Origin of the sequence: Streptomyces odonnellii, assembly GCF_000981895.1 — a bacterium.
GTDB lineage: Bacteria > Actinomycetota > Actinomycetes > Streptomycetales > Streptomycetaceae > Streptomyces > Streptomyces odonnellii.
The window spans coordinates 1-25,630 of sequence record NZ_LATD01000022.1; the positions used below are offsets into that span (position 1 = coordinate 1).

Below are 25,630 nucleotides of genomic sequence, written 5' to 3' on the forward strand. Positions count from 1 at the left end.
TCCCCGGAGCCGACCCCGGCCCCCGCTGTTGCCGCAGGTGAGAGCGGCAACAACAACAGCAACACGACCGTCTACAGGGAAGGGGGACTGACCATCGTTCGCCACGCGGATCGCCTGCGCTGGCACATGGTGGGGAAGGACTGACGGCTGCCTGCTCCGCCCGTCTCGTACGGGCGGAGTCGAGGGGAGCCGGGACAGTCCCGGACTATGAGAGGAGAAAGCCCCACATGGGCAAGACAATCAGAACGGGTGTCGCCACCCGCGAAGGCACCGCGCAGGACAACGCCGACGCCGCGCGGGTGTACGTCCTCGCGGACGGCACCGTGGGCGCCGCAGTCGTTGACGGTATCGGCCACGGGCCGTATACGAGTCGTACCGCGCCTCTCCTCGCCGAGGTCGCCGCGCGGATCGCCGCACGGCGCGGCCCGTTGGCCGGCCTCCTCACCGCTGGCGAACTTGTTGCTGACCCCGGCGCGGATGGCGAGGAGGCCGATGCGGTAGCTGTTGCGGCCCAGGTTCACCCTGACGGAAATGACGTCGTGGTGGCGTGGTCCGGGGACTGCCGGGCGTACGGCGGGGACGGCACGGTTCTGAGCCGTTACTCGGACGACCACACCGTCGGCGCCCAGCTCCGCCGCAACGGGGTCCCGCTGGAACTGGCGAAGCAGCACGACAACTGGCTCAAGACGGCACTGTCGAAGGCCACAGTCGGCACCGTTTACAGCGTGACCATCCCTCACAAGGTGGTCATCCTCACCAGCGACGGCGCGCACGACCAGATCCCGCACACCACGCTGGAAGCCTTAGTGCGTACTCACCAGGACGAACCGCAGGCACTGGCCGACGCCATCGTGGCCGCAGCCGAGCCGAACGAAGAGGGCTACCGGGACGACGCGACCGTGGTCGTCATCGTGCACGAGAGCGCCGGAAGCAACGAGACAGAAGACATACGAGAGGAGACGGAGACCGTGGTGGAGCGCGTGGACGTGAGGGTGCTGCTGCTGGTGGGCAGCGAGGCCGAGATCGTGGCGGATGCCGAGGACGCGGATACGCCTGAGCGGTATCCGGCGCAGGAGATCGCGGATGCGGTCGGTGTGCCGGTGGAGGAGTTGCCGGGTGTTCGGCTGACGGCGGTGGTCGGGTCCGGGGATCGTCTGGCCGGGTGGCAGCGGCGGTAGTTGCTGAGTGATGGCCCTGAGTCCTGGGGGACTTGGGGCCATTTCTCCACCCACGAGTGTTGCAATTCAATCCTCGAAATGCCATACTGGAGACTCAAGGGAAGGGGCCGCGAACCCCGACCCATCACCCACGGAAAGGACCGGAATGTCTGACTACGAAGACGACATGATGGAGACCCTGAACCGGCGCCTCGGCACCACCTACGGCGGCCTGGTCGCCGTCTGCGCCAACCTCCCCGTGCCCATCACCCTCCCGCAGGGCGTGGTCACCAACACCGAGATCATCCCGGCCGTGCGCCGGGTGGCCGACATCTCGGACGAGCAGCCGATGCCGGAGGATCAGCACGCCCAGCTTTTCACCGGTTCGGTCCTGTGGCTCACGGCGGCGGATGCCTTCCAGTTGCTGATCAAGGAGGGGTACGTGGAGTCGCGCGCGGCGGGCGCCCTCGGGGTCCTGATGATCGCGAACGACGCGCTCACGGATCTCGGCGGATGGCTGCTTGAGCAGATGAGCTGACCCTGACGAGATGAACGCCCCCGACATCCAGCCGGGGGCGTTTTCAGGTGTGACCCCAGCAACATGTGGTGTTGCAATTCAATCCCTCAAGTGGCACAATGGACCTCACACGGGAAGGGGCCGCGAACCCCAACCCGCCACCCACAGAAGGGAACGCAATGTCCGACGACAAAGACGCACAGGTCGAGCACCTGATGCGGCACCTCAGCTCCTACGCGGAGAAGCTGGACACAGTCCTGGCCGCGCTGCCCATCCCCATCCGGCTCCCGCAGGGGAAGCAGGGGCTGATCAGCGACTTCCTGCCCGCCGTCATCCGCGCGTACCACATCGTGGGGGAGCAGCCGATCCCGGACCGCCAGCAGATGGACGCAGCCGCCGCTCTGCTCGGCTGGATCACGGCAGCCGAACTGACCATCGTCTATGCGAAGGGCGGGATGCCCCACCACGCGGACGCGGCCCTGCTCAACGTCACATACGGGGAGGGCGCGGCCGATGACCTCATGGAGTGGCTGATCGACCCGGAGGGAAGTGAGCCCCCGCAGGACTGACCCCCAAGGTCGCACGCCCCCCGGCAGCCAGCCGGGGGGCGTTCCCGTCTGAGGGCAGGTCACCACCGTCGTGGTGTTGCAATTCAATCTATCAATGTGCCATAATGGAGACACGGAAGGGGCCGCGAACCCCGACCGACACCCACAACAGAAAGGCACACAATGTCCGACTACGAAGAGCAGGTGAAGCACACGCTCTCCGCCCACCTGAGCCGGGCCTACTCCGGGCTCGTCGCCATCTGCGCCGCCCTCCCCGTCCCGATCGCCCTCCCCACCGGAGAGGTGAGCAACCTGGACACCACCCCCGCCGTCAGCAGGGTCATGGAACTCGCGGAGGACCAGCCCATGCCGGAGGAGCAGCAGGCCCACCTTTTCGCGAGCTGCTCATTCTGGCTCGGGGCCCTGGACCTGTACGGGCTTCTCACCCTCAGCTTCTCCACGGCGCGCGGCTACGCGGTAGCCGCGAACATCCTCATGGCGGAGAGCCACATGGAAGACCTCGGCGCCTGGCTCGCCGACCAGCGCTGACCCACACCGCTGCCCCCGGCACCCAGCCGGGGGCAGCCCCCGTCCCCCCAGACAGCACAACGGCCGACAGGCCCGAGCCGAAGCCCAGACACCCCGAAGGGCGCTCGCGAAAACCTGCCGGCCACACCCAGCCACAGAAAGGCCAGAGCCCCCATGGTAGACACCCCCGAGCCGCGCCGGGAAACCCTCCGCGAGATCGCCGCCCGCCACGGCCGCGCCTACGACACCCTCCGCACCCAGTGGTCCCGACACCCCGCCTGGCCCCCGCCGATAGACAAAAGGGGCCGCTTCTACCTGTACGACAGCGCCGCCGTAGACAAAGTGATCGCCGACCACTTCCAGCGCCCCGCCACCAAGCTGAAGAACCGCCAGCTCTACACCGCCCGCGAGATCGAGGCCGCCACCGGCATCAGCGCCGCAACCATCCGCGCCGACCAGTCCAAGAAGCGGGCCGACGGCACCCCCCGCTGGCCCGCCCCGGACAACACCGACGGCCCCGCGAACCGCTGGTACGGCCGGACCGTGATCGCGGCCCTGAAGAAGCGCCGCTCGTACGGACGGACCACGGCCTGAGCAGCCCGCGCACCCGTTCCCGCCCGTAGCCGTGCTCCGCTGCGCCACCATGGCCCGATGGCCATCACGTTCTCCTGCCCCGCTGCTGCCGCACGGCTCGACGGCACTCCCTGCGACGGTGACCCCACAGGGCTCGTCGTCCGGTTCGAGCCCACGGACTTCGGAGGCACGTCCGGGTGCCCCCGGCACACCGCACTCCTCCATGCCGACCACGCCGGCAGCGCCGTCATCCCCATCCAGGAGTGCCTTCAGGCGATGCGCCTGTTCAACAATCATCCCGACATTGCCGAGATGGACGACGACTTGGACATCCGGTACGGCGACAACCCAACGCACGAGGGCTGACTGCGGCCATGGTGGCGCGTACCGTGACACACCCGGCGGGCAGCGGGAGTTCGCACAGCCCCCGATGCGCGAGGCCCTCCCCACGCCCGCGCCCGTCGGCCCGCGGCCCCGCCGGAGCACCCCCTACGGCGGGGCCGCCGCAGCGTAGTTGCGCGATCGGGCCTTCGTGTCGCACTATGAGCCGACGGATCCGGGCTGCCCGGAAACGCCCACACACCACCGAAGGCCCCGACCATCACCGCTGGTCGGGGCCTTCGACGTGCCCCCTCAGATGCTGTCGATGATCGCCTTACGACGGTCCTGGTACTCCTGGTCCGTGATCGCCCCGGCCGCCCGCAGTTGGTCGAGCGTCGCCAGGCGGCTCGCGGGGTCCTGCTGCTGAGGCGTCGGCGCGGCGGCAGGAACGTCTGGTGCCCCGGGGGCGGACCCGGTGGCAATGTACATCCGCAGCTTGTCCGCGAAGTCCTTCCCCACCTGCTTCGGGACCTGCTTGATCTCCGCCCGGTTGCCCGAAGCGAAAACGATCAACGTCCCGGCGAGTATGCCGCCCGCCCACTGCACACTGGTGATCTTGCTGTACGGGAAGTCCTCCACCTGCTGGCTCGTGATCCCGTGCTTCAGGAAGATCAGCCTCAGGTCCGTCATGGCCAGCAGGCCATTGCCCTTGCCGTAGATGCCCGTCGCGAGCATCTCGACCTTCTCGCCCTCCCACAGCACCTCCGGCAGGCGCTTGATCTCGCGCCCGGCTCCGAGTGTGCTGCCCAGCTTCGCGGCGGCAGCGTCGATGTCCGGGCGCACGTTGAACGTAGCCATGGGGTCCCCTCCCTATCGGTGCCCGGATCGTACCGATCTCGCGCGCCTGGTCGGGCCCGAACGGCGAAGGGGGCAACAGGTGGCAAAGGGCACCCCCGTCACCGACGCTGAGCGGCAGCGTGTCCGCGAGCTGCACGCCCAGGGCAAGGGCCGCAACCAGATAGCCAAGCTGCTCGGCCGCTCGGGCCGGACAATCAGCGACATCGCCTTGGAGTGCGGAATCTCCTTCGCCGCACGCGCCGGACAAGTCGCCGCCGCCACAGAGGTCAGGCAGATGGACCTCGCAGAGCGACGTGTACGCCTCGCCGAGAACCTCCAGGCCGACGCCGAGCGGCTCCGTGAGCAGATGTGGGAGCCCACCACCGTCTGGTCGTTCGGCGGCAAGGAGAACACCTACGAGGACCACACCTTCCCCGAGGCGCCGGCCGACGTGAAGCGCACGCTCATGACCGCCGCCGGTACCGCCATCGACCGTTCGCTCAAGCTGTCGCCGCCGAAGGACGAGACGGGCACCGAGGAGGGCGTGGCGCTCATCAGCAAGCTCATGTCCGGCCTGACCGAGGTCTACAAGGCCCAGCAGGACCAGGAGGCCGACGAGGGGGCATGACGCCATGCTCCAGAACGTCGAGCTGCCGCTGAGCCGGAAGCAGATCGCGTCCATCGTTGAGGCGACAGCCCGCATCAACATCTGGCACGGCGCAATCCGGTCCGGGAAGACGATCGCAAGCCTGATTGCGCTGCTGGCCGCCATCGCGACCGCGCCGCGCGCCGGCCTCATCCTCATCACCGGCCGGACGCTGGACACCATCGGCCGCAACATCATGGAGCCCCTCGTCGACCCCGGCATTTTCGGCGCGCTGGCCAAGCTGGTCGTGTGGACGCCCGGGGCAAAGACCGCGGTCATCCTCGGCCGTACAGTCCATCTGATCGGCGCCAACGACCGCCGGGCAGAGGGGAAGATCCGAGGCGCCACCGTCGCGCTGGTCTACTGCGACGAGGTCAGCCTCCTGCCGAAGGACTTCTTCCGGCAGCTCCTCGGCCGACTGTCCGTCAAGGGCGCGAAGCTGATGGGCACCACCAACCCCGACAACCCCGGTCACTGGCTGAAGAAGGAGTACATCGACCGGGCGGGCGAACTGAACCTTCGCTCCTGGCACTTCAATCTGGACGACAACCCGTCGCTCGACGAGGACTACGTCACCTCGCTCAAGAAGGAGTACGTCGGGCTCTGGTACCGGCGCTTCATCCTCGGCGCCTGGGTGCAGTCCGAGGGCGCTGTCTACGAGATGTTCGACCCCGCGGAACACGTCGTGCGAGACCTGCCGCGAATCGACCGCTGGCTCTGCGATGCCGTCGACTACGGCACGGTCAACCCCTTCGCGGACGTGCTGCTCGGGCTCGGCTCCGACCGGCGGCTGTACGTGGTCAGTGAGTACCGGCACGACTCGCGCATGGCCCGCAGACAGCTCACCGACGCTGAATACTCGCGGGCCCGCCGCCAGTGGCTGGCGAAGGTTCCCGTACCGCACTCGCCATCCGTCGGTGTCAGCCCGGAGTGGACCGTCGTCGACCCCTCCGCCAGCTCCTTCATCGAGCAGCTCCACCGCGACGGGGTCACGGGCGTGACGACCGCCGACAACGCCGTCCTGGACGGCATCCGAACGGTCTCCAGTCTCTTCGCCACCGGCAACCTGCTGATCCATGAGTCCGCGACCGGCGCCATTGAGGAGCTGCCCGGCTACTCCTGGGACGACACTGCGGCGGAGGCCGGTGACGACGCGCCGATCAAGGAAAACGACCACTCGTGCGACGCCTTGAGGTATGGCGTTCGTACGACCGAGTCGCTGTGGCGGCCCCACATCCCGACCCGGCTGGAGGTCGCCGCATGATGCCCACGGCTGATCAGGCAATCGCCAACGCAGCACGGCTCCTGGAGCGTGCGGAGATCGAGCTGACCAACCTGCCGCTGATGGAACGCCTCGACGAACTCGCTGGTAGCTGGCTTCAGATAGCCGCCCTAGTGATAGAGAAGGAGCGCGTCTGATGGCCGTGGTTATGCCCCTTCCCACAAACGTGTCCCTGCCGGTGTTCCTCCGTGTTGGCGACAGCGCCGAAGAGTTTCGGATAGGCGAGATCGAGATCGACCCGGCCCACGACGAAGGCATCCGCCAGGCCATCGCCGCGTTCCTGCGGGGCGCCGCCCATGCCTTTGAACACCCTGAGCAGGAGGACGACGATGCCCCTGCCCACAGGTAACATCCCCTGGCCGCCCCGGGACCTCGAGCCCGCGCTCGAATCCATGGCCCGGTGGGACACCTGGTGGTCCGGCGACCCGGACCGCCTGGAGCAGCTCTACGGCGGCGGCTCGGGCATCGGCCCGGACGCCAAGCGATACCAGTTCGCCGGCGGTGTTGTCGGCCGCGTTGCCCGCTGGTGGTGGGGCACCCCGACAGCCCCAGGCGAACGCCGCACGAAGCTGCACGTGCCGATCGCTGGGGACATCTGCGGCGGCAGCGCGGACCTGCTCTTCTCCGAGCCGCCGAAGATGACCGTCACCGGCGATGCGACCACGAAGCGCCTCGACATCCTGGTTGATGACGGCATGCTGGCCACGCTCCAGACCGCGGCCGAAGTGGGCGCCGCGCTCGGGGGCGTCTACCTGCGGCCCGTCTACGACAAGGACATCGCCGATCAGCCCTGGCTCGATGCCGTGCACGCGGACCGTGCCCTGCCGGAGTTCCGGTGGGGCCGTCTCTCTGCGGTGACGTTCTGGCAGATTGTGCACGACGAGGACGGCCTGATCTGGCGGCACCTGGAGCGCCACGAGCCGGGCGGTATCCAGCACGGCCTCTACCTGGGCACGAAGGAGAAGCTCGGCCGCCCGGTGCCGCTGGAGGACAACCCGGCGACCGAGGGATTCGCCGGGCTCGTCACCGATGAGGGCTGGGTGGAGACGGGGTTCGCCGGCCTCGACGTGTCACACATCCCGAATGCCAACTCCCGCCGCTGGCGCTGCGAACCGTCACTCGCGGACCTGGGCCGGTCAGACCTCGACGGGATCGAGCCACTCATGGACGCCCTCGACGAGACCTACGCGTCATGGATGAGGGACATTCGGCTCGGAAAGGGGCGAATCGTCGTCCCTGACGCTTACCTACAAAGCGCCGGGCCGGGCCGGGGCGCGTCGTGGAATCCGGATCAGGAGGCGTTCGCGGGCATCAACATGCTGGCCCGCGCCGACAGCGGTCAGCAGCTCACCGTGGCCCAGTTCGCCATCCGTGTTGCTGAGCACCAGGGGACGGCCGAGGACCTGGTGAACCAGATCCTGCGGTCGGCCGGCTACTCCGCGCAGACGTTCGGGCTCGGCGGGGACGTCGCGGTCACCGCGACCGAGGTCGTCTCCAAGGAGCGCCGGAGCATGACGACCAGGGGCCGGAAAATCCTCCGCTGGCGCCCCGGGCTCTCCCACGCGGCCGAGGCCCTGCTCGCCGTGGACCGGCACGTCTTCGGCGGCAAGGCTGTCCCGCAGAGGCCGACCATCGAGTTCGAGGACTCCGTGCAGGAAGATCCGCTGACGCTGGCCAACACGGTGGATGTGCTGCGCCGGGCGCGGGCCGCGTCCACGGACACGCTCGTGCGGATGACGCATCCGGAGTGGGACGACGTCGCGGTCCAGGCCGAGGTGGCTCGTATCCAGCAGGAGGATGGGACGGCTGTCCCGGATCCGATGCAGGCTGGCGCTGTGGCGTAGGTGAGGGGGCGTCATGCCTGTGTCCCCAGCGATGGCGGAGGACTTGGCCCGGGAGGTTCGCGAGCTGTACGAGAGCGCCGAGACTGCTCTTCTGGAGCGCCTGGCGGCGGCTCTTGAGGCGGGCATCGACAGCCCTCGGTGGGCGGAGCTGAAGCTGGCCTCCGTTGGCGACCTCCGGCAGTCGGTCGAGAAGATCTCGGCGGCGCTCCAGCAGGACGCCGACGGCGCGACCGCCCGCGCGCTGATCACCGCCTACAACCGCGGCCGGCAGGCGGCCGTGGCGGAGATGGGCGGTCTGGATATCGGCCGGGAGTTGGTGGCGCGCGACGTCCTGCCGAATGCTCCGGTGGTTGACCGGCTGGCCGCGAGCCTGGCGGAGGACACGCGACCGCTGTACGTACGCATCACGCGCGCGGTCATCGACACGTACCGGCGAGTCATCGCGCGCGCGTCCGGAACGGTACTGCTGGGTGCGATGACCCGCCGCCAGGCGAGTCAGCAGGCCCTCAACGAGTTCGCAAACAAGGGGATCACCGGCTTCGTGGACTCCGCCGGCCGCTCCTGGAACCTCGCCTCGTACGCCGAGATGGCCGTCCGCTCCGTCACCGCCCGCGCCGCGGTCCAGGGGCACACAGATGCTCTCACCGAGCTGGGCGTGGCGCTCGTCATCGTCTCGGACGCGCCGTTGGAGTGCGAACTGTGCCGCCCGTGGGAGGGCGAGATTCTCACGATCAACGGGCAGGCGGGCCCGCACACGGTGCGCGCGGACCACGCGATCCAACCGACCCGGCTGCTCGCTCGCCGCCGTACGGTCGCCGTGCACATCGCGGGGAGCCTCACGGAAGCCCGAGCAGCGGGCCTGTTCCACCCGAACTGCCGCCATTCGCTGGCCGCGTACCTCCCCGGGGTGACGACCCGGCCGCCGCATCATGCGACGCCTGGCACGACGTACTCGGACACGCAGCGGCAGCGCGAGATTGAGCGGCACATTCGTGCGTGGAAGCGGCGCCAGGCCGTCGCGCTCGACGCGGTCGAGCGCCGCCGAGCCGGGGCGTACGTCCGGAAGTGGCAGGCCGTCGCACGCGAGCACGTGGCCGCGCACGAAGACCTCCGGCGAAAGCCCGCGCGCGAGCAGATCAACCGCGCTATCTGACTTCGGCCCGCCAGGCGCGGGCCGGGAACACCGGTCCCGCCCGCGCGGGGCCCTCACCGGGTCGGCCAGGCGCCGGCCTCCCCTCGACGCGCACCAGGAGTGCACGACATGCAGAAGCGAACCCTCGCGCGCCACGCCGGGACCGGCGGCTGGGCGCACCCGTACGGCCACCACCCTTTCGCCCCGTACCTGTACGCCGACGGCGGGGACGGAGGCGACTCCGGATCCGACAGCGGGGACGGCGACGGCGGGAATGACGACGGCCAGGACGACGACGATGCCGGCGGGACTGGCGACGGCGACGGCCAGGACGACGACGCGGGCAAGGACGACGGCAAGCAGAAGCCCCCCGCCAAGAAGGACGCCGACGAGGAACCGGCCGCGAAGATCGCCCGCCTGGAGAAAGACCTCAAGGCGGCGAACGCGGAGGCGGCGAAGGCCCGCACCGGAGCCAAGAAGGCTGCCGCCGACGAGGCCCGCTCCGAGGTCATGAAGGAGCTGGGCAAGGTCCTCGGCCTGGTGGAGGACGACGACAAGACTCCGCCGGACCCGGCCGCGCTCAAGGCGCAGATCGAGAGTGCGACGGCGGCTCACCGTGAGACGGCGGTCGAGTTGGCGGTGTACCGGGGCGCGGCGAAGTTCGGCGCTGACCCGGACGCCCTCACCGACTCCCGGGCTTTCCTTCGGTCGATCAAGGACTTGGACCCGGCCGACGAGGGATTCGCGAAGGCTGTGAACGCCGCGATCAAGGCGGCTGTCGAGGCCAATCCGAAGCTCAAAGCCGCAGGCCAGGCGCCTGCACGCACATCCGCCGACTTCAACGGCCGGACCGAGAAGCCCAGCAGGGCGACCGGCGTCGACGCCCAGCGCGAGGCACGCCGCAAGGCCCGCCGCTGAGCCACACAGAATAGAGAGGGCCCCCGATGCCCAACACCTTCCTGACCCCCGACATCATCGCGCAGCGGGCGCTCGCCACCCTGTACGAGACCACGCACATGGCGCAGCTCGTGCACCGCGACTACGAGGCCGACTTCGCTGGCCGTGTCGGCGACACCATCACGGTGCGGAAGCCCGCGGTCTTCACCGCGACCGAGTTCAACCGCGGCACGGGCATCGTGCCGCAGAACGCGACCGAGTCTGGGGTCGCCATCACGCTGAACCATTTCCCGGACGTCAGCTTCACGGTGACGACGGAGCAGCTCACCTTGGAGATCCAGGACTTTGGCGAGCAGCTCCTCGACCCGGCGATGGAGGCGATGGCCCAGAAGATCGACCGGGACATTCTCATCCTCCGCGACGACATCGTGCAGGAGGTCGGCGGTGTCGCGGAGAACACTGCGGGCGAGGAGTACAACTACCCGAACGGGGCGTACCCCTGGAGCGACTCCCGTGTCCTGATCCAGGCCGGCGCGCTCCTGGACACGAAGAACGTGCCGCCCCTCAGCCGGAACGTGGTGGTGGGCCCGCGCACGAAGGCCCGCTGGATGGCGGAGAAGGTCTGGCGGACGGCCGACCAGCGCGGCGACACCGAGGGCCTGCGCGAGGCATCGTTCGGCCCCCGGACCTCGGGCTTCGACCCGTACATGACGCAGAACATCGCGGGCCCGGACGCCGACCCGGACGCGGGCGAGCCCACCACCGAGGTCAACGTCGGTTTCCACCGGACCGCGTTCGCGCTGGTCACGCGGACGCTGGAGGTCCCGCCGGGCGCCCAGGACGCAACGATCATGTCGTACAAGGGCTTCGCGCTGCGGGTCGTCTACGACTACGACATCAAGTACAAGCAGACCGTCGTCTCGGTCGACTGCCTGTACGGCACCAAAACGCTGGACGCGAACCGCGCCGTCCTGATCAAGGGCGCGGACGCGACCTCCTGACCCGGCGATGGGCGGCGGGATGGTGGGGCGCCGGAGGTGGTCCGGCGCCCCACCGCACACCTCCGCCACGACACCCCAGGAGGGGCAGATGGCGCAGTACAAGAACGAGAACACCGGCGACATCGTCACCCTGCCGACGCCGCGCGGGCGCCTGGAGAGGCTGGCGAACTGGACCCGCCTCGATCCGGACCCGGAACCGTCGGCCCCGGCCGGGCCGGTGCGCCCGTCGAAGTCCGCGAAGAAGGAGGAGTGGGTGTCCTACGCGCGCACCCGCACGCAGACTGCCGAGGACGAAGCGAAGATCGACGGCCTCACCCGCGACGAGCTGATCGCCCAGTACGGCGACGACGGCGCGAGCGCGTAGGGGGTGGCCGTGGCCCGCGTGTACGCGACGGCCGCCGAGTATCTGGAGTACACCGGGGAAGAGGTGCCCGACGAGGGGGCGCTCGCCCGCGCGTCCCGGTTCCTCGACAGCCAGGTCCTCCGGCTGTGCCGGTACGAGGTGGACGCTGAGGGGAAGCCCGCCGATCCGGTCGTGGCGGCGGCGTTCGCTGCGGCGGTGTGCGAGCAGGTGCGCTGGTGGGACGAGACCGGCGACGAGCTGGGCGCGGCAGGGCTTTGGGGCTCGGTGAAGCTGGGCTCCGCGAGCATGACGAGGGCCAGCTCGTCGTCCGGCTCGCCTGGTGCTGGTGGGCGCGTGGTCGCTGACGCGGCTCTGGAGGCGCTCCGCTCCCCGGACCTCACTCCGGACCGGTTCGTTCTGGGGCTGGTGTGCTCATCATGAAGCTCCCGAGGATCTGGCTCCAGCATGAGATCACCATCGAGCCGTACGAGGGCTCCGGAGCGTACGGCGATGTCTACGGGGTGCCGGTTGAGGTCCGCGGCTTCCTGGAGCAGACGACGCGTCTGGTCCGCGATGCGGGCGGGGATGAGGTGGTCTCCTCGTCGACGTTCTACTGCCGCCACGGTGCTGTGAACGCTCCGACGAAGTCCAGGGTCGCACTGCCGGACGGCACGAAGACCACGGTCATCGTCACGCACGACGGCACGGCTGGACGCCTGCCGCTCCCCGAGCACCTGGAGGTGATCCTCCAGTGACGCAGTACGCGCGTATGTCCTGGGAGGGCCGACGCCTGTGGACGTCCCGGGGGCAGCGTCTCGCGGGCGAGGGGCTCCAGCGGGCGCTGGAGCACACCCTCGGCGTCTCGAACGACCACGTGCCGCTGGAGGAGGGCACGCTGGAGCGCTCCGGACGCGTCACCCGGGACGGCCTGAACGGCGCGATCACCTACGACACCGTGTACGCCGTTGTTCAACATGAGCGGTTGGACTACAAGCACTTGCCCGGCCGGACCGCCAAGTACTTGGAAAATGCAATGAATTCGGAGCGGGAGACGATGCTCCGGTTGATGGCCGTGCCGCTGCGGGTCTGGCTCCGCGGCTGACCCCTCCCGTTTTTCCTGGCCCCGCTTGTGCGGGGCCTTAAGGCACGCCCGAGGGGGTGTCCGTGGGCTACACCACCGATCTCCTCACCGGCCTTGCTGTCCTCATGGATGGCGGCGGGCTCGGCGTGTACCGCGCCTCCGGTGTCTACGCGGCGGGCGAGACCGGCATCACGATCGCCAAGGTCCCGGAGGCGCCGGATCGGATCATCTGCCTCACCCCGTACCCGGTGGAGGACACCGGCGGCACGGACGTGATCACCGGTGTCCAGATCCGGATGCGTGCTGGTCCGGACCCGCGTGAGGTCCTCGACCTGGCCGACGTCGTCCGCGACCTGCTGCACGGCCGGGAGAACTTCTACCTCGGGCCGGTCCGGGTCGCTCTGGCGTGGCGGCAGTCGCAGGGCCTGATGGGCCAGGACGCGCACTCCCGCGAGGAGCTGTCCGCCAACTACTACCTGCGGACGAGTCGGTCCGCTCCCTACGTGCACGAATAGGAGATGGGCCATGACGACGCCCCCGCAGACCGCCACAGAAACGGCTCTGGCCCGGCGCTGGAAGCTGGAGATCAACATGGGCACGGCGGACGAGCCCGATTGGCAGCCCTGTCTTGGAATCACCGAATTCGGGTGGAGCGCCGCGCCCAACCATGAGGACTCGTCAGAATATGACGGTGAGGGCTGGGCCGGGAACGACAAGACCGGCCAGGCGTGGGAAGTCGTAGCCACGTTCAACCGGAAAGTGTCGGCAGACTCCACCACTTACTCCCCAGTACACGAAGCGATCAGGCTCGCCTTCTTCGCCAATGGCGACGCCTCGAAGAACCACCTTCGATTCCTGGACCGCAAGGGCGGTCCCGAGGCATACGAGGGGCACGCCCTGCCCGTCTGGGAGCCGCAGGGCGGCCCGTATACAGCCCTCGACCAGATCCAGTGCACCTGGACCGGTACGGGCCCACTCACGCCGATCACGAATCCGCTGGCCGCCTGATGGGGCGCTTCAAGGCGCTGGACGACTTCCAGGACGACGCTCTCACCCTGCCGGTGCGGTTCCGGGACGGCACGATGCGCGATGTGATCATCCCCGGCCCCTCAGCCGAAGTTGGCCTGAAGATCCAGAAGGTCATGGAGAGCGGCCTCGCGCTGGCCGTCGCCGGAGCCGATCCGAGCCAGGAAGTCCTCGACGACGCGCGCGAGCTGGACCTGTACCGGGACGCTCTCGGGCCACGTCACGACGAGCTGCTCGCCGGTCTGGACTGGCCGTTCTTCAAGCACGTCGCAATCACCGCTGTCCTGTGGATCGCACACGACAGTGAAACCGCCGAGCGCTACTGGACTGCTGGTGGCGACCCTTCTCGCCAGGCCCCGAATCGGGAGACACGTCGGGCCTCATCGGCTGCGGCGAAGTCGACCCGCACACGGGGCTCCACGAGTGGTACGAGTACCCGCCCGGCCAAGCCCCGCGCCGCCAAAAAGGCGGCCGACCAGACCTGAACTGGGGCGACCTGCTGGAACAGTGGGCCCTCATCGAGAACGACCTCCACGAGGTCTACGGCATCGACGTCGGTGCCCCAGGGCTGCTCGAAGGGCGGTCCTGGCGCTGGCTGAAGATCCGGATCTACGGCCTCCTCTCCGCCGAGAGCCGTATCTCCAGACACTTCGAGCCCCCAAAACCGCAGTAGCCCGCTCCTCCCCCTGAACCACGGCCGAAAGGGGGTGCGACGCGGTGCTCAACTTGGGCGAGTTGGTCGCGGGGCTCCGCCTGAACGACAGGCCGTACACCAGGACGCTCACCAGCGCCGAGTTGCGCCTGCGCGGCTTCACCCGCGACGCCGACGGAAGGTTGCGTGACCTCCACGGGCGGTTCACCACCGAGTCCGAGGCTATGGGGCGCTCCCTCTCCCAGCGCATCGGCGAAGGCGCCCGCGGAGCGCTCTCCGGTCTCCAACGGCTCGTGCCAGCAGTCGCGGCCGTCGAGCTGGGCGTTCCCGCCGTGGCGGCAGTCGCGACCGCGCTGGGGAGCGTTGCCGCAGGCGCGGTCGCGGCCGGTGTCGCGGTGAAGGCTTTCTCCTTGGCCGCGCAGCCGCAACTCGACGCGGTGAAGGACGCGGCAGCGTCCGCCGAGGCGGCAGACGCCGCCCACGAGAAGGTGCTGCTGAAGAAGCAGCTCGCGGCCAAGCTCGCCGCGAAGGGCGGGGACGAGTACAAGAAGGCGCTCACCGAGGTCGAGGCAGCGACGAAAGCCGCCACCGAGGCTGACGCTGCGGCTGCGGTGGCGATGCGGGACCTGCCGCCGGCCACCAGGGCGACGGCGAAGGCCTTCGCTGCGCTGAAGGGCGACTATCAGGACTGGTCGGACAGCCTCAGCGGAACCACGATGCCTCTTTTCACCCGGGGCATCGAGATCCTGCGTGCTCTGCTCCCGTCGCTGACACCTTTCGTACGGGCCGCAGCGTCTGCGCTGGGCGATCTGCTGGACCGGGTCGCGGTCGGAGTGAAGTCCGTCGGATTCAAGCGGTGGGCGGCGGATATGGCTGCTGCGTCCGGGACCGCCCTGCGCGATTTCGTCCTGATCATCGGCAATCTCGCCCGGGGGTTTGCTGGGCTGCTCCAGGCTTTCCTCCCTACCTCGGCCGCAGTGACCGGTGGCCTGGTGGGGATGACCGCCGCCTTCGCGGCCTGGGGTGTCGGGCTCAAGGACACCGAGGGTTTCGCGAGCTTCTTGGAGAAGGCGGACGAGGGCGGCGAGACCCTGTCCACGCTCGCCGAGGCCGCGCTCGCGGTCGTCTCCGCCGCAGCGCCGCTTCTCGGTGTGACCACGCTGATCGCGAACGCATTTGGTCAGGTTGTCAGCAGCACCCCGGCCCCGGTCCTGACCACGCTGGTCAGTGTGCTGGCCGCCGTGCGGGTCGGAATGATTCTGTACGGGGCCGGGTCGGCCGTGGTGGCCGGTGCGAACGCCGTTATGGCCAGCTCCACATGGGCCGTTATCGCGGGCTGGACACGCCTGATGGCCGTCGGGCTGGCCGCGTACGCCCGGATCGCGGGCGCCGCCGTCGTGTCGGCCGCAACGACCGCCGGGGCCTGGGTGGGCAGTGCACTGGTGGCGATCGGTACGTGGATCGCGGCCGTGCTGCGGGCCTCGGCCACGGCGGTGGCGCAGTTCGCGCTCATGGCCGCGCGCGCCGTGGTGTGGGCAGCGACCATGGCCGCGCAATGGCTCGTGGCGATGGGGCCCGTGGGCTGGGTGATCGCTGCGGTCGTCGGACTGGTCGCGATCATCGTCCTCAACTGGGACCGCATCAAACGGGCCACCGGTGCCGCCTGGGACTGGGTCTGGGGAAAGATCAAGAGTGTCGGGGCGGCGCTCCTCGGCTACATCACCAGCCTCCCGCTGGTGTCGCTCTTCCTGCGGCACTGGGACCGCATCCGAACCGGCACCGCGTCCCGCGTCGTCGGGCTGATCTCGTACGTACGGTCTCTCCCGGGCCGGATCAAGGCCGCCATTGGCAACCTGGGCGGTCTCCTCACGGGCGTCGGCCGGTCCATCATTCAGGGCTTGATCAACGGCGTCACCGGGATGATCGGAGCGCTGAAGAGCAAGTTCAGCTCCATCACCTCGATGATCCCGGACTGGAAGGGTCCGATGGCCGTCGACCTGAAGCTCCTGGGCCCCTCCGGACAGGCGCTGATGAGCGGCCTGATGGGCGGCATCGACCAGCAGGTCCCGGCTCTTCAGCGGCAGCTACGCGGGATCACCTCGGGGATCGTCACGAGCGTGGGTGCGCCGGCGCTAGGTGGCAGTGCGATGGCGAGTCTTGTGTCTCCGCCCCCGCGGCCGGTACCAGCCGGTGCACGCGGTACGGGGACGACCACGGACCGGCGGACGTACACCACCTACAACCTGACGCAGCGGGAGATGACGATCCGGGACCTGGAGGTGCTCCAGCGCCGCCAAGACGCCCGCGCCAGAGTGGGGAGGCCACGATAGATGCCGCTCATCGCAGCCCCCGTTACCCCGCCGGAGACCGGGGAGCCGCCCGCTGGCGGTGGCGGCGGCGGGATCATCCTCCCGGAGCTGGGCCGGGCCACGGTCACCTACTACGACCCGACGGGGGTGGCGTGGCCGCTGACGACGCGGTCGCTGGGCTGGACCACCCTCGCAGAAGGTGTGTCAGGGCTGGGGGCGGCGCCGTACGAGCTGACCACGGACGCGCGCCCGCGCGGGGGCGCGCGTCTGCGGCACGTGCAGGCACAGCCGCGGTCGATCGTGTGGCCGCTCCGGGTGTTCGGCAACACCCACATGGAGTTCATCGGCCGGTGGCGGGCACTCGGGCGGGCGTTCACGCGGACGCTGCGGGAGGGCCCCGGGGTGCTGGAGATCGCCCGCCCGGACGGAACCCGCCGCCAGATCCAGGTGCTCTACGAGGAAGGTTTCGAGGGGCAGGGATCGCGCGGTACGGGCTGGATCTCGGACACGGCCGTGATGACCCTGTTCTGCGAGGACCCGTACTGGGTGGATCCCATCCCGCTCACCGTGCACCGCGAACAGGGCATCGGTGTGGACTTCCTGGCCCCGTACCCCTCGGTGTCGTCCAGCCAGGTCCTCGGGGCCACGGTGGTGAGCAACCCCGGCGATGTCACGGTGTGGCCGGAGTGGACGATCACCGGCCCGGCATCGCAGATCGTCTTCACGCGCGAGGACACCGGCGAGTCCTTCACCCTCGACCCCAACGCCCCGGAGATCGGCCACGGCAACCTGCTCGCCGGGGAACGGGTCACGGTCCGCACCGATCCGCCGCAGGTCCGATACCAGGACGGCTCGAACTGGGTGGGATCCCTGGACTGGCCGAGCGCTGTCCTGTGGGGCCTCGATCCCGGCTCCAACTCCATCACCTTCCAGCTCGACGGCTCCGGCCCCGGCAGCGCGGTCGACCTCACGTTCAACCCGCGGTACGAGACAGCGTGAGGAGGCGCCTTGGCTATCCAACTGCTCGTGACTGACCCGGATTTGAGGGTCCAGGGCGACCCGCTGGCCGACTGGCTGGCCCTCGACGCGACAGTGCGGTTCAACGAGCCAGCGAGCGGCAGCGCCGAGCTGGTCGCGCACCCTCACGTCATGGCACAACTCCAGCCTGGGAACAGGATCATGGTGATCCGAGACGGCGGCTTCTGGTGTGCAGGCCCGATGGAGATCCCCACGGATTTCTCCTGGGGCATCGGGGGCGAAGGGGAAGCCCCGCCCGGCAAGGTGACCATCAACTTCACCGATGACCTGGCGCGGCCGGCGGGGTATCTGACGTGGCCCGCTCCGGCGTCGGCATGGTCAGAGCAGCCGGACACGGCCCGGCAAATCACCTCCGCCAGCGGCGAGACGATCATCCGGACGCTTGTGAACGAGAACTGCGGTCCGGGCGCGCTCGCCGCACGGCGGATCCCCAACTTCGCGCTCGCCCCGGCGGCTGGGGTCGGTACAACGACCAGTGTGAACACTCGCCTTGAGGGTCTGCTCGCCACATGTCGGCGGGTGGCCATCGACGCGGGCGGGCTGGGTTTCCGCACCCGCCAGACGAGCAGCCAAATTCTGTTCGAGGTGTACGCACCGACCGACCGGACCGGCACCGCCCGCTTCTCTGCGGGGCTCGGCAACCTGCGGGCCGTCACATACCGGCAGTCCGCGCCGACCGTGACACACGCGCTGGTGACCGGATCCGACCAGGCCGTCCCGCGCGCCTACGTAGAGGTCGCCGATCCAGGCGCCGCAGCAGCGTGGTGGCGGGTAGAGCAGCTCATCGACGGCACCGCGGACAACGATGCCGCGGGCGAGCTGACGCAGGAGGGACGGCAAGCCCTGGCTGAGGGCGCGGCTCCTGTGGAGCTGGCCACCGTGACGGTGGACACCGAGGACCTGAAGGCCGGCCGGGACTTTGGGCTGGGGGACCGGGTCACCGTGGCTCTGCCGACGGGGGTGGAAGTCGCTGATCTGGTGCGGTCGATGCATCTTCAGGCGACCCCGGGTGCGGGCGAGCACGTCACGTCGCTGATCGGGTCTCCGGAGGCGACGACGGATCCGCAGATCGTGCGGGTGGTACGGGAGCTGGGCCGACGGCTCGGCAGAATCGAAGCGAGGTAGCAGTGGCCCAGGATTCTTGGCCATCCCCCGAGCACAACTCCCGGTCGGTGACTGACGTCGAGTACGAGCAGATCGCCGCGCACTTCTCCGGCGACGGGGTCTACGGCACCCCGCTCGACCCGCCCGTCATCACGGCTGGCATAGGGCTCACCGTGAACGTGGCCGCCGACGTCTTCGCGTCCCTGCGTGGGCACGCCTGGACCTCCGGCACCACCGGCGACAGCCTGGACATCGCTGCGAACAGCAGCGGCCAGACCCGCGTTGACCGGGTTGTGCTGCGCCTGGACCGGAGCACCTGGACCGTACGGGCCGTAGTGAAGCAGGGCACACCCGGCGCAGGCCCGCCCGTCCTCACTACCGGCACCGGCTTCACCACCTACGAGGCGCTGCTCGCCAACGCCACCGTCGCGGCCGGGGCGACGTCGGTCACCGTGACCCGCGGTGAGCGGTACGTCGGCAGCCGCATGCGCCCGTGCGTGTCCACGGCGCTGACCAACCCCAACACGGCGCCGGGGGACCTGCTGTGGGAGGTGGACACCGGCCGGATCCTCTTCCACGACGGTCAGGCGCTGCGCACGATCTACTCCGCCTCCGGCATCGTCACGGTGGACTCGCCGCTGACGGGGTGGAGCATCGGCACCACGTCCGTACTGGAGGAACGGAACGGCACCGTCAGCCTGAGGCTCGGGTCGTTCACGCGGACAGCGGGCACCCTCACCAACACCACCCCGTCCCGGCTCCCCGTCCTCATCCCGGCCGACTACCGGCACGCCACCCGTGACCAATACATCATCTGCTACATAACCGGCGCCCGAATCGGGAGAATCACCATCTATTCCAAAGCAAGCGACACCCCAGGCCAGGTGTGGCTCACCCAGCACCCGGGTGTCCCCACCGACAACAACGTCCTGTCCAACTCGGGTGTGAGCTGGGTGGCGGGCTGATGGCACGTTACGGATTCGGCGCCGGCGTCGCAGACTTCGTGGTGGCTCCCTCCGACGGCATCTGGATGGTGTCGCCCAACACCCAGATCACCTTCTGGACCGCCCAGGTCGACGGCAGCCAGTACACCGACCTCCTGGACTCCGCGGGCAATCCGGTGCCCTATGTGATCAGCGACGAGTACGGTCAGTTGCCCCGCTTCTCCGGACCCGACGAGGTCTTCGGCATGTGGGCCGACGCAGGCGGCGGGCGCCGCGCCTGGCTCTACGCCCACACCGGTGGCAAAGGCGAGCCCGGCGACCCGGGCGCCCACTGGTACTTCGGCACTGGCGGCCCCGAGGACGCCGGTCTGACCCCGGTGGCGGGAGACCTGTACGTCGAAACCGACACGGGTGACCTGTACTCCTTCGACGGCACAGACTGGTCCCTCCGCATCAACCTGCGCGGCCCGGAGGGTCCGGCCGGAACCGGGGACGTCGCGTCCGTCAACGGGCAGACGGGCGCGGTCCTCCTGGCTGCGGCCGACGTCGGGGCGGTCGCCGCGGCAGCGGTCGGAGTCCCCTCCGGGGTGGCGGGCCTTGACGGCACCGGGCGGGTCCCCTACTCCCAGCTGCCCCCCGCCGCTGAGGCCCCCGTTCAGTCCGTCAACGAGCAGACGGGCGCCGTCGTTCTGGTCGCGGCCGACGTTGGCGCCGCCGCGACCAGCCACACCCATACCGCGGCAGCCGTAGGGGCCGTGTCGATGATGGACCGCGGCGCGGCGAACGGCGTCGCCACGCTGGACGGCTCCTCGCGGCTGCCAATCGCTCAGGTGCCGGCCGCCGTCGCCAAGAACGTCTGGACCCCGCAGAGCCTCGGATTCCAGGCCTGGACGTGCGATCCGTACACGGTCGCCAACCCCGTGGCGAAGTTCTTGACCCCTCAGCGGCTGTACGCGTGCGGGATCAACATCACCGAGCCGACGCAGGTCAACAGGGTGCTGATGTTCGCCCGCGGGTACGGCGGCGTCAGCACCAACCGGTACGCGGCGGGAATCTACCGCGAGGACGGGACGAAGGTCACGAGCACTGCTTCGCCGGTGGCGCTCTCCGCCGCCGGGCAGACCGCGGGCAGCCCCCCGCAGATGATCAGCAGCCACATCGGGGCGACACCCATCTCGATGCCGTCCACAGTCACCCTGGCGCCGGGCCGCTACTGGGTGACGTGGGTCCTGACGACCGGCGGGGCGTCCGACTACAGCTTCTACCACGTGCAAAACGAGGCCCCTGTGGCTGGCGCGAACTTCTTCAGCCCCTTCGGTACTCCGTTCGCCCGCGCCTGGTACCTCGCCTCGCAGTCCAACACGCCCACCACGCTCAGCCAGAGCGCGGCAGGCGTACTCACCGACCACGACATCCCGATCATGGCGCTCGCCTTGGCCTGACCCGCCGCTCGCTTCCCGCCCCGCGCCATCCCGGCCGGGGCGTCCGTCATTTCTGGAGGACCGCATGGCGTACGACCTGAACCTGGAGAACCGCTTCACCTACCACCCCCCGCAGCCCGGCCAGGCCGAGCGCTACGAGCGGATCCGCGCCGCCGGCCTCGCCTTCGCCGAGCTGCTCGCCGAGCTGTGCCCGTCCTCGCCCGAGCTGAGCCGCGCGATCACGCACATCGACGAGGCGGTCATGAACGCCAACGCGGCCATCGCGCGTCACCCGGAGCGCGGCTGATGTCCGCCGACCCGGCCGAGTCGCATCCCTGGGACCGCGCGGATCTCACCGCTGTGGAGGTGTACCACCTGCCGTTCCCGTCCCTGGACGGCACACCGCTCGCGCCCACGCCGCCGGAACCAGCCGAGATCCCCGCCGCCCTGCGCGGCCCCAACTGGAAGCCGAGGCAGGCATGGCAACTCCTCTGACTGCCGCGAAACTGCTCCAAGCCCTCAAGGACGAGGGCCTCACCGTGGTCGAGCACCGGAGCTGGCGCACACACAACCGCAATCACAAGGGCCCCTGGGGGCCGCTGCACGGGGTGATGATCCATCACACCGTCACCTCGGGCACCGAGGCCTCTGTCGACCTCTGCTACAACGGCCATTCGACCCTGCCCGGCCCGCTGTGCCACGGGGTGATCGCCAAGGACGGCACGGTCTATCTGGTCGGCAACGGCCGGGCCAATCACGCGGGTTCCGGGGACGACGACGTCCTCGAGGCCGTCATCGACGAGCGCCCGCTGCCCGCTGCCAACGAGGCGAACACCGACGGCAACCGCCATTTCTACGGCTTCGAGGCCATCAACCTCGGGGACGGCCAGGACCCGTGGCCCGCCGTCCAGTTGGAGGCGATCGAGAAGGCCGCGGCCGCGATCTGCCGGGCGCACGGCTGGACCGAGCGCTCGGTGATCGGGCACAAGGAGTGGCAGCCGGGCAAGGTCGACCCGCGCGGCTTCACGATGGACTCGATGCGGGCCCGGGTCGAGGAGCGGCTCGCCGCGGGAAAGCCGAAGCCGCCCGCGCCGCCGAAGCCCACCCCCAAGCCTCCGGCCCCGGCAAAGAAGTACGAGCCCTTCCCCGGCTCCGCGTTCTTCGCGGCCGGCCGCCGCAGCGCCATCATCACGGCGATGGGCAAGCGCCTGGTGGCGGAGGGCTGCGGCCGGTACCAGGTCGGGCCCGGCCCGGAGTGGACGGACGTCGACCGCGCCTCGTACGCCGCGTGGCAGCGCAAGCTCGGCTACTCGGGCAGCGACGCGGACGGCATCCCCGGCAAGGCCTCCTGGGACCGCCTCAAGGTCCCCAACACCTAATCCAGCCGTAAGGCATCACTGACCTGCACAAATGAAGGGATTCGCTATGGCTGCTGCACCCGTTGAGAAGAAGGTCACCGCCGCGACGGCCGGCACCTACCTGGGGTCCACCGGGCTCCTGGCCAGCCTCGCCGCGCTCCAGGACAACGCGCGACTGCTGGAGTGGCTGCCCGACGCGCTCAGCCCGTTCGTCCTTGCCCTGGTCCCGGCGGCGATCACCTTCGTGGCCGGCTACCGGGCCCGGCACACGCCGCGTACGGGCACTCTGCGGTGACCCCGCAGGAGTCGACCCAGGTCGCGGTCGAACTGGAGCGGCTCCGCGGCACGGTCGCAGAGGGGTTCGCCACCCTGAACGGCCGGTTGGACACCACGCTCCAGCGGACCGGGCAGGTGGAGAAAGACATCTCCGAGCTGGAGACCCGCGTGACCGCGCTGGAGCGGGCCCGCTGGCCGCTGCCCACCATCGGTGTCCTCGCCGGTGTGGCCGGTACGGCGGTCGGCCTGATCGCTCTCTACCGATGACCCCTCACACAGCGCGCCCCCTGCCCGGCTTCGGCCAGGCAGGGGGCGCTTCGTCGTGCCAGGGGGCCATCCCCGCGCCTGCGGGGAGCACTCGGTGAAGAGGTCCTCGCGCAGAAAGAAGCACGGACCATCCCCGCGCCTGCGGGGAGCACACTTTCTGACCAGGTACGTTACCGGCTCACCGGCCTAATTTGCACTGTTTCCGTGAATACGCACTGCGCCCCCTGTCCGGCCCTTCGCGGGCTGGCAGGGGGCGCTTTCGTGTACCCCCGGAGCCGACCGCGGGTACCGTTCTGGTGTCGAGTCAGAACGGAGTTCAGTATGCACGCTCTCCCGCATGCCCGCACCGGCGCGCGAATCAAGCGCCTGCGCCTGGAGCGCCACCTCACCCAACGCGCCCTGGCCGATCTCTCCCAGGTCCCGTACAGCACCCTCACCAAGACCGAGCAAGGCGTGCTCCCAGCCTCGCCGCATGTCATTGCCAGCATCGCCCGCGCACTGCGGGTGGACGTCGCCACCGTGACCGGCCAGCCCTACGCCACCGAGCTGAGGGCAGACGAACTCGATGTCCTCATAAGGCCGATCCGCGAGGCGTTGGACGTCTACGACCTCGGCGCGGACCCCGACATCCATCCGCGACCGTACGAGCTGCTGACGGCTGATGCCGAGGAGTTGCTCGTCATCGTCCGGGCCGGGGAGATCAAACGCGCGGCGGGACAAGTCGCCGGCCTTATCCAGGAAGCGACGACCGCAGCACACATTGCGGGGACTACAGCAGGGTGGCTGCTCCTGGCGAGCGCATACCGGACCGCCTACGACGTGGCCAGCAAACTGGGCTACGGCGACCTGGCAGCCATCGCATTGTCGCGGATGGACTGGGCATCCCAGCGCGGGTCCGATGCCGTAGTCGGAGGCATGTACCGCTACATGCGGGCGCTGACCTATCTCCGCGAAGGCCAGTACCGAACCGGCGAGCGCCTGGTGGCGCTTGGCCTGTCCACGCTGGAGCAGGCGCCGGTCGGCCGGGAGCGGGACGTCCTGACCGGGCAACTCCACCTCGGCGCCGCGGTGATGGCGGGTCGGGCAAAGGACCGTTCCGGCGCCGAGGAGCACCTCAAGGAGGGCGAGCGCATCGCGAAGCTGACCGGTGAGGCGGTAGATGTGCACTGGCTGGCGTTCGGCCCGACCAACGCAGCAGTCCACCGAGTCAGCGTCCTCGCTGAGTTGGACGAGTACGGTGCCGCGGCAGAGGCCGGGCAGAGCGTGACGCTTCCGAAGGACTGGCCAGCCTCTCGCCGCAGTCACCACCACGCCGAGCTGGCTCGCGCGCAGATGTGGACCGGAGACCTGGACACGGCTTTCGCCAATCTCCTGCGGGCGCGGAAGGCGGCACCCCAGCAGGCCCGGTATCACCAGACCGTGCGCGAGACCTACGCCGGGTTGGAGGCAGCGAAGCGTCAACTCCCGGACAGCTTCCTGTCGTACGGCTCCTGGCTCGGAGCCTGACACACCGTGAACCTTTGGCCCGGACTATCACGAGGTGGTGATAGTCCGGGCCTTTGCGCGTAGCCACGATGGCTCCACTCGCCCGTCACACATGGAGCCGACCATGAAGCACGCGCACCCCCTGGCCGATACGGCCATTGCCCGATGGCTGATGTCGAGCAGCCAAGTTCCCTCGATCGCCCGGGAGGACTGGGCCTACGGCCGCCCGGCACTCTTGCGAACCGGTGTCGCGTTCGACGCCGTCAAGATGCCCCGGGAGCTGGTCCACGCCGCCGCCGCTTCCTCCGATCCCGCCACTGTCTCCGCTGCCCTGGCCGAGGTCCTCGGCGGTCCGGTGATCTGCCAGCCCGGCACCTGGTACTACGCCCTTGTACCGCCCGGGACATGCGCAGCCTGGCGCTCGCCGCTCGCGGTGGTCCGGGGCGAGGGCGGGTGGCTCGGCATCCCCCGGGAAGACCAGACCGAGCCCCACGCCGTGGCCACCTACTGGACTGTCCCTGTCTCGCAGGTGGGCGGGCTGTGCGACCCCGACGCGGTGGCCGAGCTGCTGCGCGTCGGCCGCGAGCGCCTCGATCCCACCACCAGGCCGTGACCTCACCTGTCCTCAGCCGGCTCCTGGCCGCCTCGGGCGCTCTCCTTGGCCGCTACCGGCTCTACATCAAGCACGCGCCCGGCTGCCCGGACTGCTCCACGGGCCAGCGCTGCGCCGCAGGAGACCGCCTCTGGCAGCGGTTCCTCGACGCCCGCGGGACCCGGCCGTGATGCGGGTCGAGATCGTACATCTGGACAGCCTGTACGCACTGTACGAACTGGGCGACTGCTTCCGCTGCGATCGCCGCGGCCTCCAGACCATCTGTATCGGATCGCTCATCACTGCGGGCGGCCCGGGACACGCGGCAGCCGAGACGCCGCTGTACGCGTGCCGGGCCTGCGAGCAGGCGCTGATGGACATCCACCATCAGGCCCACACCTCCCCGGCCCGCCAGTACGTCACGGCCGGCCTGCACCACCCCCACTGACCC

36 protein-coding genes are annotated in these 25,630 nt (G+C 69.5%); 35 read left to right on the top strand and 1 reads right to left on the bottom strand.

All coding sequences use genetic code 11. The annotated features are described in order from the left end of the window. Positions 1 to 227: 227 nt before the first annotated feature. The 6 genes from WH07_RS03280 (at position 228) to WH07_RS03305 (ending at position 3,689) form a co-directional block, all read left to right on the top strand. Complete coding sequence (locus WH07_RS03280; RefSeq protein WP_063775730.1) at positions 228 to 1,178, top strand: SpoIIE family protein phosphatase; 951 nt, start codon at positions 228 to 230, stop codon at positions 1,176 to 1,178. 145 nt (positions 1,179 to 1,323) lie between these two features. After that, a complete protein-coding gene (locus WH07_RS03285) occupies positions 1,324 to 1,695 on the top strand; it encodes a hypothetical protein (protein WP_052744212.1) in 372 nt (123 codons plus the stop codon). A gap of 158 nt (positions 1,696 to 1,853) precedes the next feature. Continuing rightward, entirely contained in the window at positions 1,854 to 2,243 is a 390-nt protein-coding gene (locus tag WH07_RS03290; protein ID WP_046495053.1) for a hypothetical protein, read from the top strand. Positions 2,244 to 2,405: 162 nt separating this feature from the next. Further along, positions 2,406 to 2,771, top strand: a complete 366-nt coding sequence (locus WH07_RS03295; protein ID WP_052744213.1) for a hypothetical protein — start codon at positions 2,406 to 2,408, stop codon at positions 2,769 to 2,771. 153 nt (positions 2,772 to 2,924) lie between these two features. After that, positions 2,925 to 3,344: a hypothetical protein gene (locus WH07_RS03300; RefSeq protein WP_046495055.1), complete on the top strand. Its 420-nt coding sequence runs from the start codon at positions 2,925 to 2,927 to the stop codon at positions 3,342 to 3,344. Between the two features lie 57 nt (positions 3,345 to 3,401). Further along, positions 3,402 to 3,689 (top strand): hypothetical protein, encoded by a 288-nt coding sequence (locus tag WH07_RS03305; protein WP_046495057.1) that lies wholly within the window; start codon positions 3,402 to 3,404, stop codon positions 3,687 to 3,689. Positions 3,690 to 3,956: 267 nt separating this feature from the next. Here the strand turns inward: WH07_RS03305 and WH07_RS03310 are convergent, their stop codons facing one another. Next, complete coding sequence (locus WH07_RS03310) at positions 3,957 to 4,502, bottom strand: PH domain-containing protein (RefSeq protein ID WP_046495059.1); 546 nt, start codon at positions 4,500 to 4,502, stop codon at positions 3,957 to 3,959. A 79-nt stretch (positions 4,503 to 4,581) separates the two neighbouring features. Between WH07_RS03310 and WH07_RS03315 the strand changes: the two genes are divergently transcribed. The 29 genes from WH07_RS03315 (at position 4,582) to WH07_RS03445 (ending at position 25,627) form a co-directional block, all read left to right on the top strand. After that, complete coding sequence (locus WH07_RS03315) at positions 4,582 to 5,109, top strand: helix-turn-helix domain-containing protein (RefSeq protein WP_046495061.1); 528 nt, start codon at positions 4,582 to 4,584, stop codon at positions 5,107 to 5,109. Positions 5,110 to 5,113: 4 nt separating this feature from the next. After that, complete coding sequence (locus WH07_RS03320) at positions 5,114 to 6,391, top strand: PBSX family phage terminase large subunit (RefSeq protein ID WP_046495064.1); 1,278 nt, start codon at positions 5,114 to 5,116, stop codon at positions 6,389 to 6,391. Continuing rightward, the gene (locus tag WH07_RS40215; RefSeq protein WP_198533709.1) at positions 6,388 to 6,546 is read left to right on the top strand and encodes a hypothetical protein; all 159 of its coding nucleotides are present in this window, start codon (positions 6,388 to 6,390) and stop codon (positions 6,544 to 6,546) included. Before WH07_RS03320 ends, WH07_RS40215 begins: the two co-directional genes overlap by 4 nt. After that, entirely contained in the window at positions 6,546 to 6,758 is a 213-nt protein-coding gene (locus WH07_RS03325; protein WP_046495066.1) for a hypothetical protein, read from the top strand. The genes WH07_RS40215 and WH07_RS03325 overlap by 1 nt, the downstream gene beginning before the upstream one ends. Then, complete coding sequence (locus WH07_RS03330; protein ID WP_046495068.1) at positions 6,739 to 8,253, top strand: phage portal protein; 1,515 nt, start codon at positions 6,739 to 6,741, stop codon at positions 8,251 to 8,253. Before WH07_RS03325 ends, WH07_RS03330 begins: the two co-directional genes overlap by 20 nt. Positions 8,254 to 8,266: 13 nt before the next feature. Then, positions 8,267 to 9,406: a phage minor capsid protein gene (locus WH07_RS03335; protein ID WP_046495070.1), complete on the top strand. Its 1,140-nt coding sequence runs from the start codon at positions 8,267 to 8,269 to the stop codon at positions 9,404 to 9,406. 108 nt (positions 9,407 to 9,514) lie between these two features. Further along, complete coding sequence (locus WH07_RS03340) at positions 9,515 to 10,303, top strand: hypothetical protein (RefSeq protein ID WP_046495072.1); 789 nt, start codon at positions 9,515 to 9,517, stop codon at positions 10,301 to 10,303. A gap of 26 nt (positions 10,304 to 10,329) precedes the next feature. Beyond that, the gene (locus WH07_RS03345; protein WP_046495074.1) at positions 10,330 to 11,283 is read left to right on the top strand and encodes a P22 phage major capsid protein family protein; all 954 of its coding nucleotides are present in this window, start codon (positions 10,330 to 10,332) and stop codon (positions 11,281 to 11,283) included. A gap of 88 nt (positions 11,284 to 11,371) precedes the next feature. Continuing rightward, positions 11,372 to 11,647, top strand: coding sequence for a hypothetical protein (locus WH07_RS03350; RefSeq protein WP_046495077.1), 276 nt, complete (start codon positions 11,372 to 11,374; stop codon positions 11,645 to 11,647). A 9-nt stretch (positions 11,648 to 11,656) separates the two neighbouring features. Continuing rightward, on the top strand, positions 11,657 to 12,067 hold the full coding sequence (locus tag WH07_RS03355) for a hypothetical protein (RefSeq protein WP_046495111.1): 411 nt from the start codon (positions 11,657 to 11,659) through the stop codon (positions 12,065 to 12,067). Then, positions 12,064 to 12,381: a hypothetical protein gene (locus WH07_RS03360; protein WP_046495114.1), complete on the top strand. Its 318-nt coding sequence runs from the start codon at positions 12,064 to 12,066 to the stop codon at positions 12,379 to 12,381. Before WH07_RS03355 ends, WH07_RS03360 begins: the two co-directional genes overlap by 4 nt. Next, on the top strand, positions 12,378 to 12,728 hold the full coding sequence (locus tag WH07_RS03365; protein WP_063775731.1) for a hypothetical protein: 351 nt from the start codon (positions 12,378 to 12,380) through the stop codon (positions 12,726 to 12,728). Before WH07_RS03360 ends, WH07_RS03365 begins: the two co-directional genes overlap by 4 nt. Before the next feature lie 62 nt (positions 12,729 to 12,790). Continuing rightward, on the top strand, positions 12,791 to 13,222 hold the full coding sequence (locus WH07_RS03370) for a minor capsid protein (protein ID WP_232788697.1): 432 nt from the start codon (positions 12,791 to 12,793) through the stop codon (positions 13,220 to 13,222). Positions 13,223 to 13,232: 10 nt separating this feature from the next. Next, entirely contained in the window at positions 13,233 to 13,715 is a 483-nt protein-coding gene (locus WH07_RS03375; protein WP_046495079.1) for a phage tail tube protein, read from the top strand. Further along, a complete protein-coding gene (locus WH07_RS03380) occupies positions 13,715 to 14,218 on the top strand; it encodes a DUF7426 family protein (RefSeq protein ID WP_046495080.1) in 504 nt (167 codons plus the stop codon). Before WH07_RS03375 ends, WH07_RS03380 begins: the two co-directional genes overlap by 1 nt. Before the next feature lie 232 nt (positions 14,219 to 14,450). Then, entirely contained in the window at positions 14,451 to 16,715 is a 2,265-nt protein-coding gene (locus WH07_RS03385) for a phage tail protein (protein ID WP_046495082.1), read from the top strand. Beyond that, positions 16,716 to 17,693: a phage tail family protein gene (locus WH07_RS03390; protein WP_046495084.1), complete on the top strand. Its 978-nt coding sequence runs from the start codon at positions 16,716 to 16,718 to the stop codon at positions 17,691 to 17,693. A gap of 27 nt (positions 17,694 to 17,720) precedes the next feature. Continuing rightward, entirely contained in the window at positions 17,721 to 18,857 is a 1,137-nt protein-coding gene (locus WH07_RS03395) for a siphovirus ReqiPepy6 Gp37-like family protein (RefSeq protein WP_332836337.1), read from the top strand. Between the two features lie 47 nt (positions 18,858 to 18,904). Further along, on the top strand, positions 18,905 to 19,801 hold the full coding sequence (locus WH07_RS03400) for a hypothetical protein (protein WP_232788698.1): 897 nt from the start codon (positions 18,905 to 18,907) through the stop codon (positions 19,799 to 19,801). Beyond that, on the top strand, positions 19,801 to 21,222 hold the full coding sequence (locus WH07_RS03405) for a hypothetical protein (RefSeq protein WP_052744216.1): 1,422 nt from the start codon (positions 19,801 to 19,803) through the stop codon (positions 21,220 to 21,222). Before WH07_RS03400 ends, WH07_RS03405 begins: the two co-directional genes overlap by 1 nt. Positions 21,223 to 21,286: 64 nt before the next feature. After that, positions 21,287 to 21,508, top strand: a complete 222-nt coding sequence (locus WH07_RS03410) for an Acb2/Tad1 domain-containing protein (RefSeq protein ID WP_046495089.1) — start codon at positions 21,287 to 21,289, stop codon at positions 21,506 to 21,508. Then, the gene (locus tag WH07_RS03415) at positions 21,508 to 21,696 is read left to right on the top strand and encodes a hypothetical protein (protein WP_046495091.1); all 189 of its coding nucleotides are present in this window, start codon (positions 21,508 to 21,510) and stop codon (positions 21,694 to 21,696) included. The genes WH07_RS03410 and WH07_RS03415 overlap by 1 nt, the downstream gene beginning before the upstream one ends. Beyond that, entirely contained in the window at positions 21,681 to 22,580 is a 900-nt protein-coding gene (locus WH07_RS03420) for a peptidoglycan-binding protein (RefSeq protein WP_046495093.1), read from the top strand. Before WH07_RS03415 ends, WH07_RS03420 begins: the two co-directional genes overlap by 16 nt. A gap of 46 nt (positions 22,581 to 22,626) precedes the next feature. Continuing rightward, positions 22,627 to 22,854: a hypothetical protein gene (locus tag WH07_RS03425; RefSeq protein WP_046495095.1), complete on the top strand. Its 228-nt coding sequence runs from the start codon at positions 22,627 to 22,629 to the stop codon at positions 22,852 to 22,854. Continuing rightward, entirely contained in the window at positions 22,851 to 23,102 is a 252-nt protein-coding gene (locus tag WH07_RS03430; protein WP_046495096.1) for a hypothetical protein, read from the top strand. Before WH07_RS03425 ends, WH07_RS03430 begins: the two co-directional genes overlap by 4 nt. A 321-nt stretch (positions 23,103 to 23,423) precedes the next feature. Beyond that, positions 23,424 to 24,608 carry a helix-turn-helix domain-containing protein gene (locus tag WH07_RS03435; protein WP_046495098.1) on the top strand — a complete coding sequence of 395 codons (1,185 nt, stop codon included), beginning with the start codon at positions 23,424 to 23,426 and terminating at the stop codon, positions 24,606 to 24,608. Positions 24,609 to 24,711: 103 nt separating this feature from the next. Next, positions 24,712 to 25,200, top strand: a complete 489-nt coding sequence (locus tag WH07_RS03440) for a hypothetical protein (RefSeq protein ID WP_046495100.1) — start codon at positions 24,712 to 24,714, stop codon at positions 25,198 to 25,200. Continuing rightward, positions 25,197 to 25,370, top strand: coding sequence for a hypothetical protein (locus WH07_RS39510; RefSeq protein WP_157877179.1), 174 nt, complete (start codon positions 25,197 to 25,199; stop codon positions 25,368 to 25,370). The genes WH07_RS03440 and WH07_RS39510 overlap by 4 nt, the downstream gene beginning before the upstream one ends. After that, complete coding sequence (locus WH07_RS03445) at positions 25,370 to 25,627, top strand: hypothetical protein (protein WP_046495103.1); 258 nt, start codon at positions 25,370 to 25,372, stop codon at positions 25,625 to 25,627. Before WH07_RS39510 ends, WH07_RS03445 begins: the two co-directional genes overlap by 1 nt. The last annotated feature ends 3 nt before the right edge of the window (positions 25,628 to 25,630 follow it).

What these genes read in the sequence shown, in the direction of transcription:
- WH07_RS40215 (WP_198533709.1), top strand. Translation starts at nt 6,388, where the DNA reads ATGATGCCCACGGCTGATCAGGCAATCGCCAACGCAGCACGGCTCCTG.
- WH07_RS03330 (WP_046495068.1), top strand. Translation starts at nt 6,739, where the DNA reads ATGCCCCTGCCCACAGGTAACATCCCCTGGCCGCCCCGGGACCTCGAG.
- WH07_RS03325 (WP_046495066.1), top strand. Translation starts at nt 6,546, where the DNA reads ATGGCCGTGGTTATGCCCCTTCCCACAAACGTGTCCCTGCCGGTGTTC.
- WH07_RS03445 (WP_046495103.1), top strand. Translation starts at nt 25,370, where the DNA reads ATGCGGGTCGAGATCGTACATCTGGACAGCCTGTACGCACTGTACGAA.
- WH07_RS03405 (WP_052744216.1), top strand. Translation starts at nt 19,801, where the DNA reads ATGGCACGTTACGGATTCGGCGCCGGCGTCGCAGACTTCGTGGTGGCT.
- WH07_RS03320 (WP_046495064.1), top strand. Translation starts at nt 5,114, where the DNA reads ATGCTCCAGAACGTCGAGCTGCCGCTGAGCCGGAAGCAGATCGCGTCC.
- WH07_RS03340 (WP_046495072.1), top strand. Translation starts at nt 9,515, where the DNA reads ATGCAGAAGCGAACCCTCGCGCGCCACGCCGGGACCGGCGGCTGGGCG.
- WH07_RS03410 (WP_046495089.1), top strand. Translation starts at nt 21,287, where the DNA reads ATGGCGTACGACCTGAACCTGGAGAACCGCTTCACCTACCACCCCCCG.
- WH07_RS03375 (WP_046495079.1), top strand. Translation starts at nt 13,233, where the DNA reads ATGACGACGCCCCCGCAGACCGCCACAGAAACGGCTCTGGCCCGGCGC.
- WH07_RS03345 (WP_046495074.1), top strand. Translation starts at nt 10,330, where the DNA reads ATGCCCAACACCTTCCTGACCCCCGACATCATCGCGCAGCGGGCGCTC.
- WH07_RS03335 (WP_046495070.1), top strand. Translation starts at nt 8,267, where the DNA reads ATGCCTGTGTCCCCAGCGATGGCGGAGGACTTGGCCCGGGAGGTTCGC.
- WH07_RS03435 (WP_046495098.1), top strand. Translation starts at nt 23,424, where the DNA reads ATGCACGCTCTCCCGCATGCCCGCACCGGCGCGCGAATCAAGCGCCTG.
- WH07_RS03295 (WP_052744213.1), top strand. Translation starts at nt 2,406, where the DNA reads ATGTCCGACTACGAAGAGCAGGTGAAGCACACGCTCTCCGCCCACCTG.
- WH07_RS03280 (WP_063775730.1), top strand. Translation starts at nt 228, where the DNA reads ATGGGCAAGACAATCAGAACGGGTGTCGCCACCCGCGAAGGCACCGCG.
- WH07_RS03285 (WP_052744212.1), top strand. Translation starts at nt 1,324, where the DNA reads ATGTCTGACTACGAAGACGACATGATGGAGACCCTGAACCGGCGCCTC.
- WH07_RS03425 (WP_046495095.1), top strand. Translation starts at nt 22,627, where the DNA reads ATGGCTGCTGCACCCGTTGAGAAGAAGGTCACCGCCGCGACGGCCGGC.
- WH07_RS03350 (WP_046495077.1), top strand. Translation starts at nt 11,372, where the DNA reads ATGGCGCAGTACAAGAACGAGAACACCGGCGACATCGTCACCCTGCCG.
- WH07_RS03300 (WP_046495055.1), top strand. Translation starts at nt 2,925, where the DNA reads ATGGTAGACACCCCCGAGCCGCGCCGGGAAACCCTCCGCGAGATCGCC.
- WH07_RS03390 (WP_046495084.1), top strand. Translation starts at nt 16,716, where the DNA reads ATGCCGCTCATCGCAGCCCCCGTTACCCCGCCGGAGACCGGGGAGCCG.
- WH07_RS03290 (WP_046495053.1), top strand. Translation starts at nt 1,854, where the DNA reads ATGTCCGACGACAAAGACGCACAGGTCGAGCACCTGATGCGGCACCTC.
- WH07_RS03305 (WP_046495057.1), top strand. Translation starts at nt 3,402, where the DNA reads ATGGCCATCACGTTCTCCTGCCCCGCTGCTGCCGCACGGCTCGACGGC.
- WH07_RS03440 (WP_046495100.1), top strand. Translation starts at nt 24,712, where the DNA reads ATGAAGCACGCGCACCCCCTGGCCGATACGGCCATTGCCCGATGGCTG.
- WH07_RS03310 (WP_046495059.1), bottom strand. Translation starts at nt 4,502, where the DNA reads ATGGCTACGTTCAACGTGCGCCCGGACATCGACGCTGCCGCCGCGAAG.
- WH07_RS03380 (WP_046495080.1), top strand. Translation starts at nt 13,715, where the DNA reads ATGGGGCGCTTCAAGGCGCTGGACGACTTCCAGGACGACGCTCTCACC.
- WH07_RS03420 (WP_046495093.1), top strand. Translation starts at nt 21,681, where the DNA reads ATGGCAACTCCTCTGACTGCCGCGAAACTGCTCCAAGCCCTCAAGGAC.
- WH07_RS03360 (WP_046495114.1), top strand. Translation starts at nt 12,064, where the DNA reads ATGAAGCTCCCGAGGATCTGGCTCCAGCATGAGATCACCATCGAGCCG.
- WH07_RS03415 (WP_046495091.1), top strand. Translation starts at nt 21,508, where the DNA reads ATGTCCGCCGACCCGGCCGAGTCGCATCCCTGGGACCGCGCGGATCTC.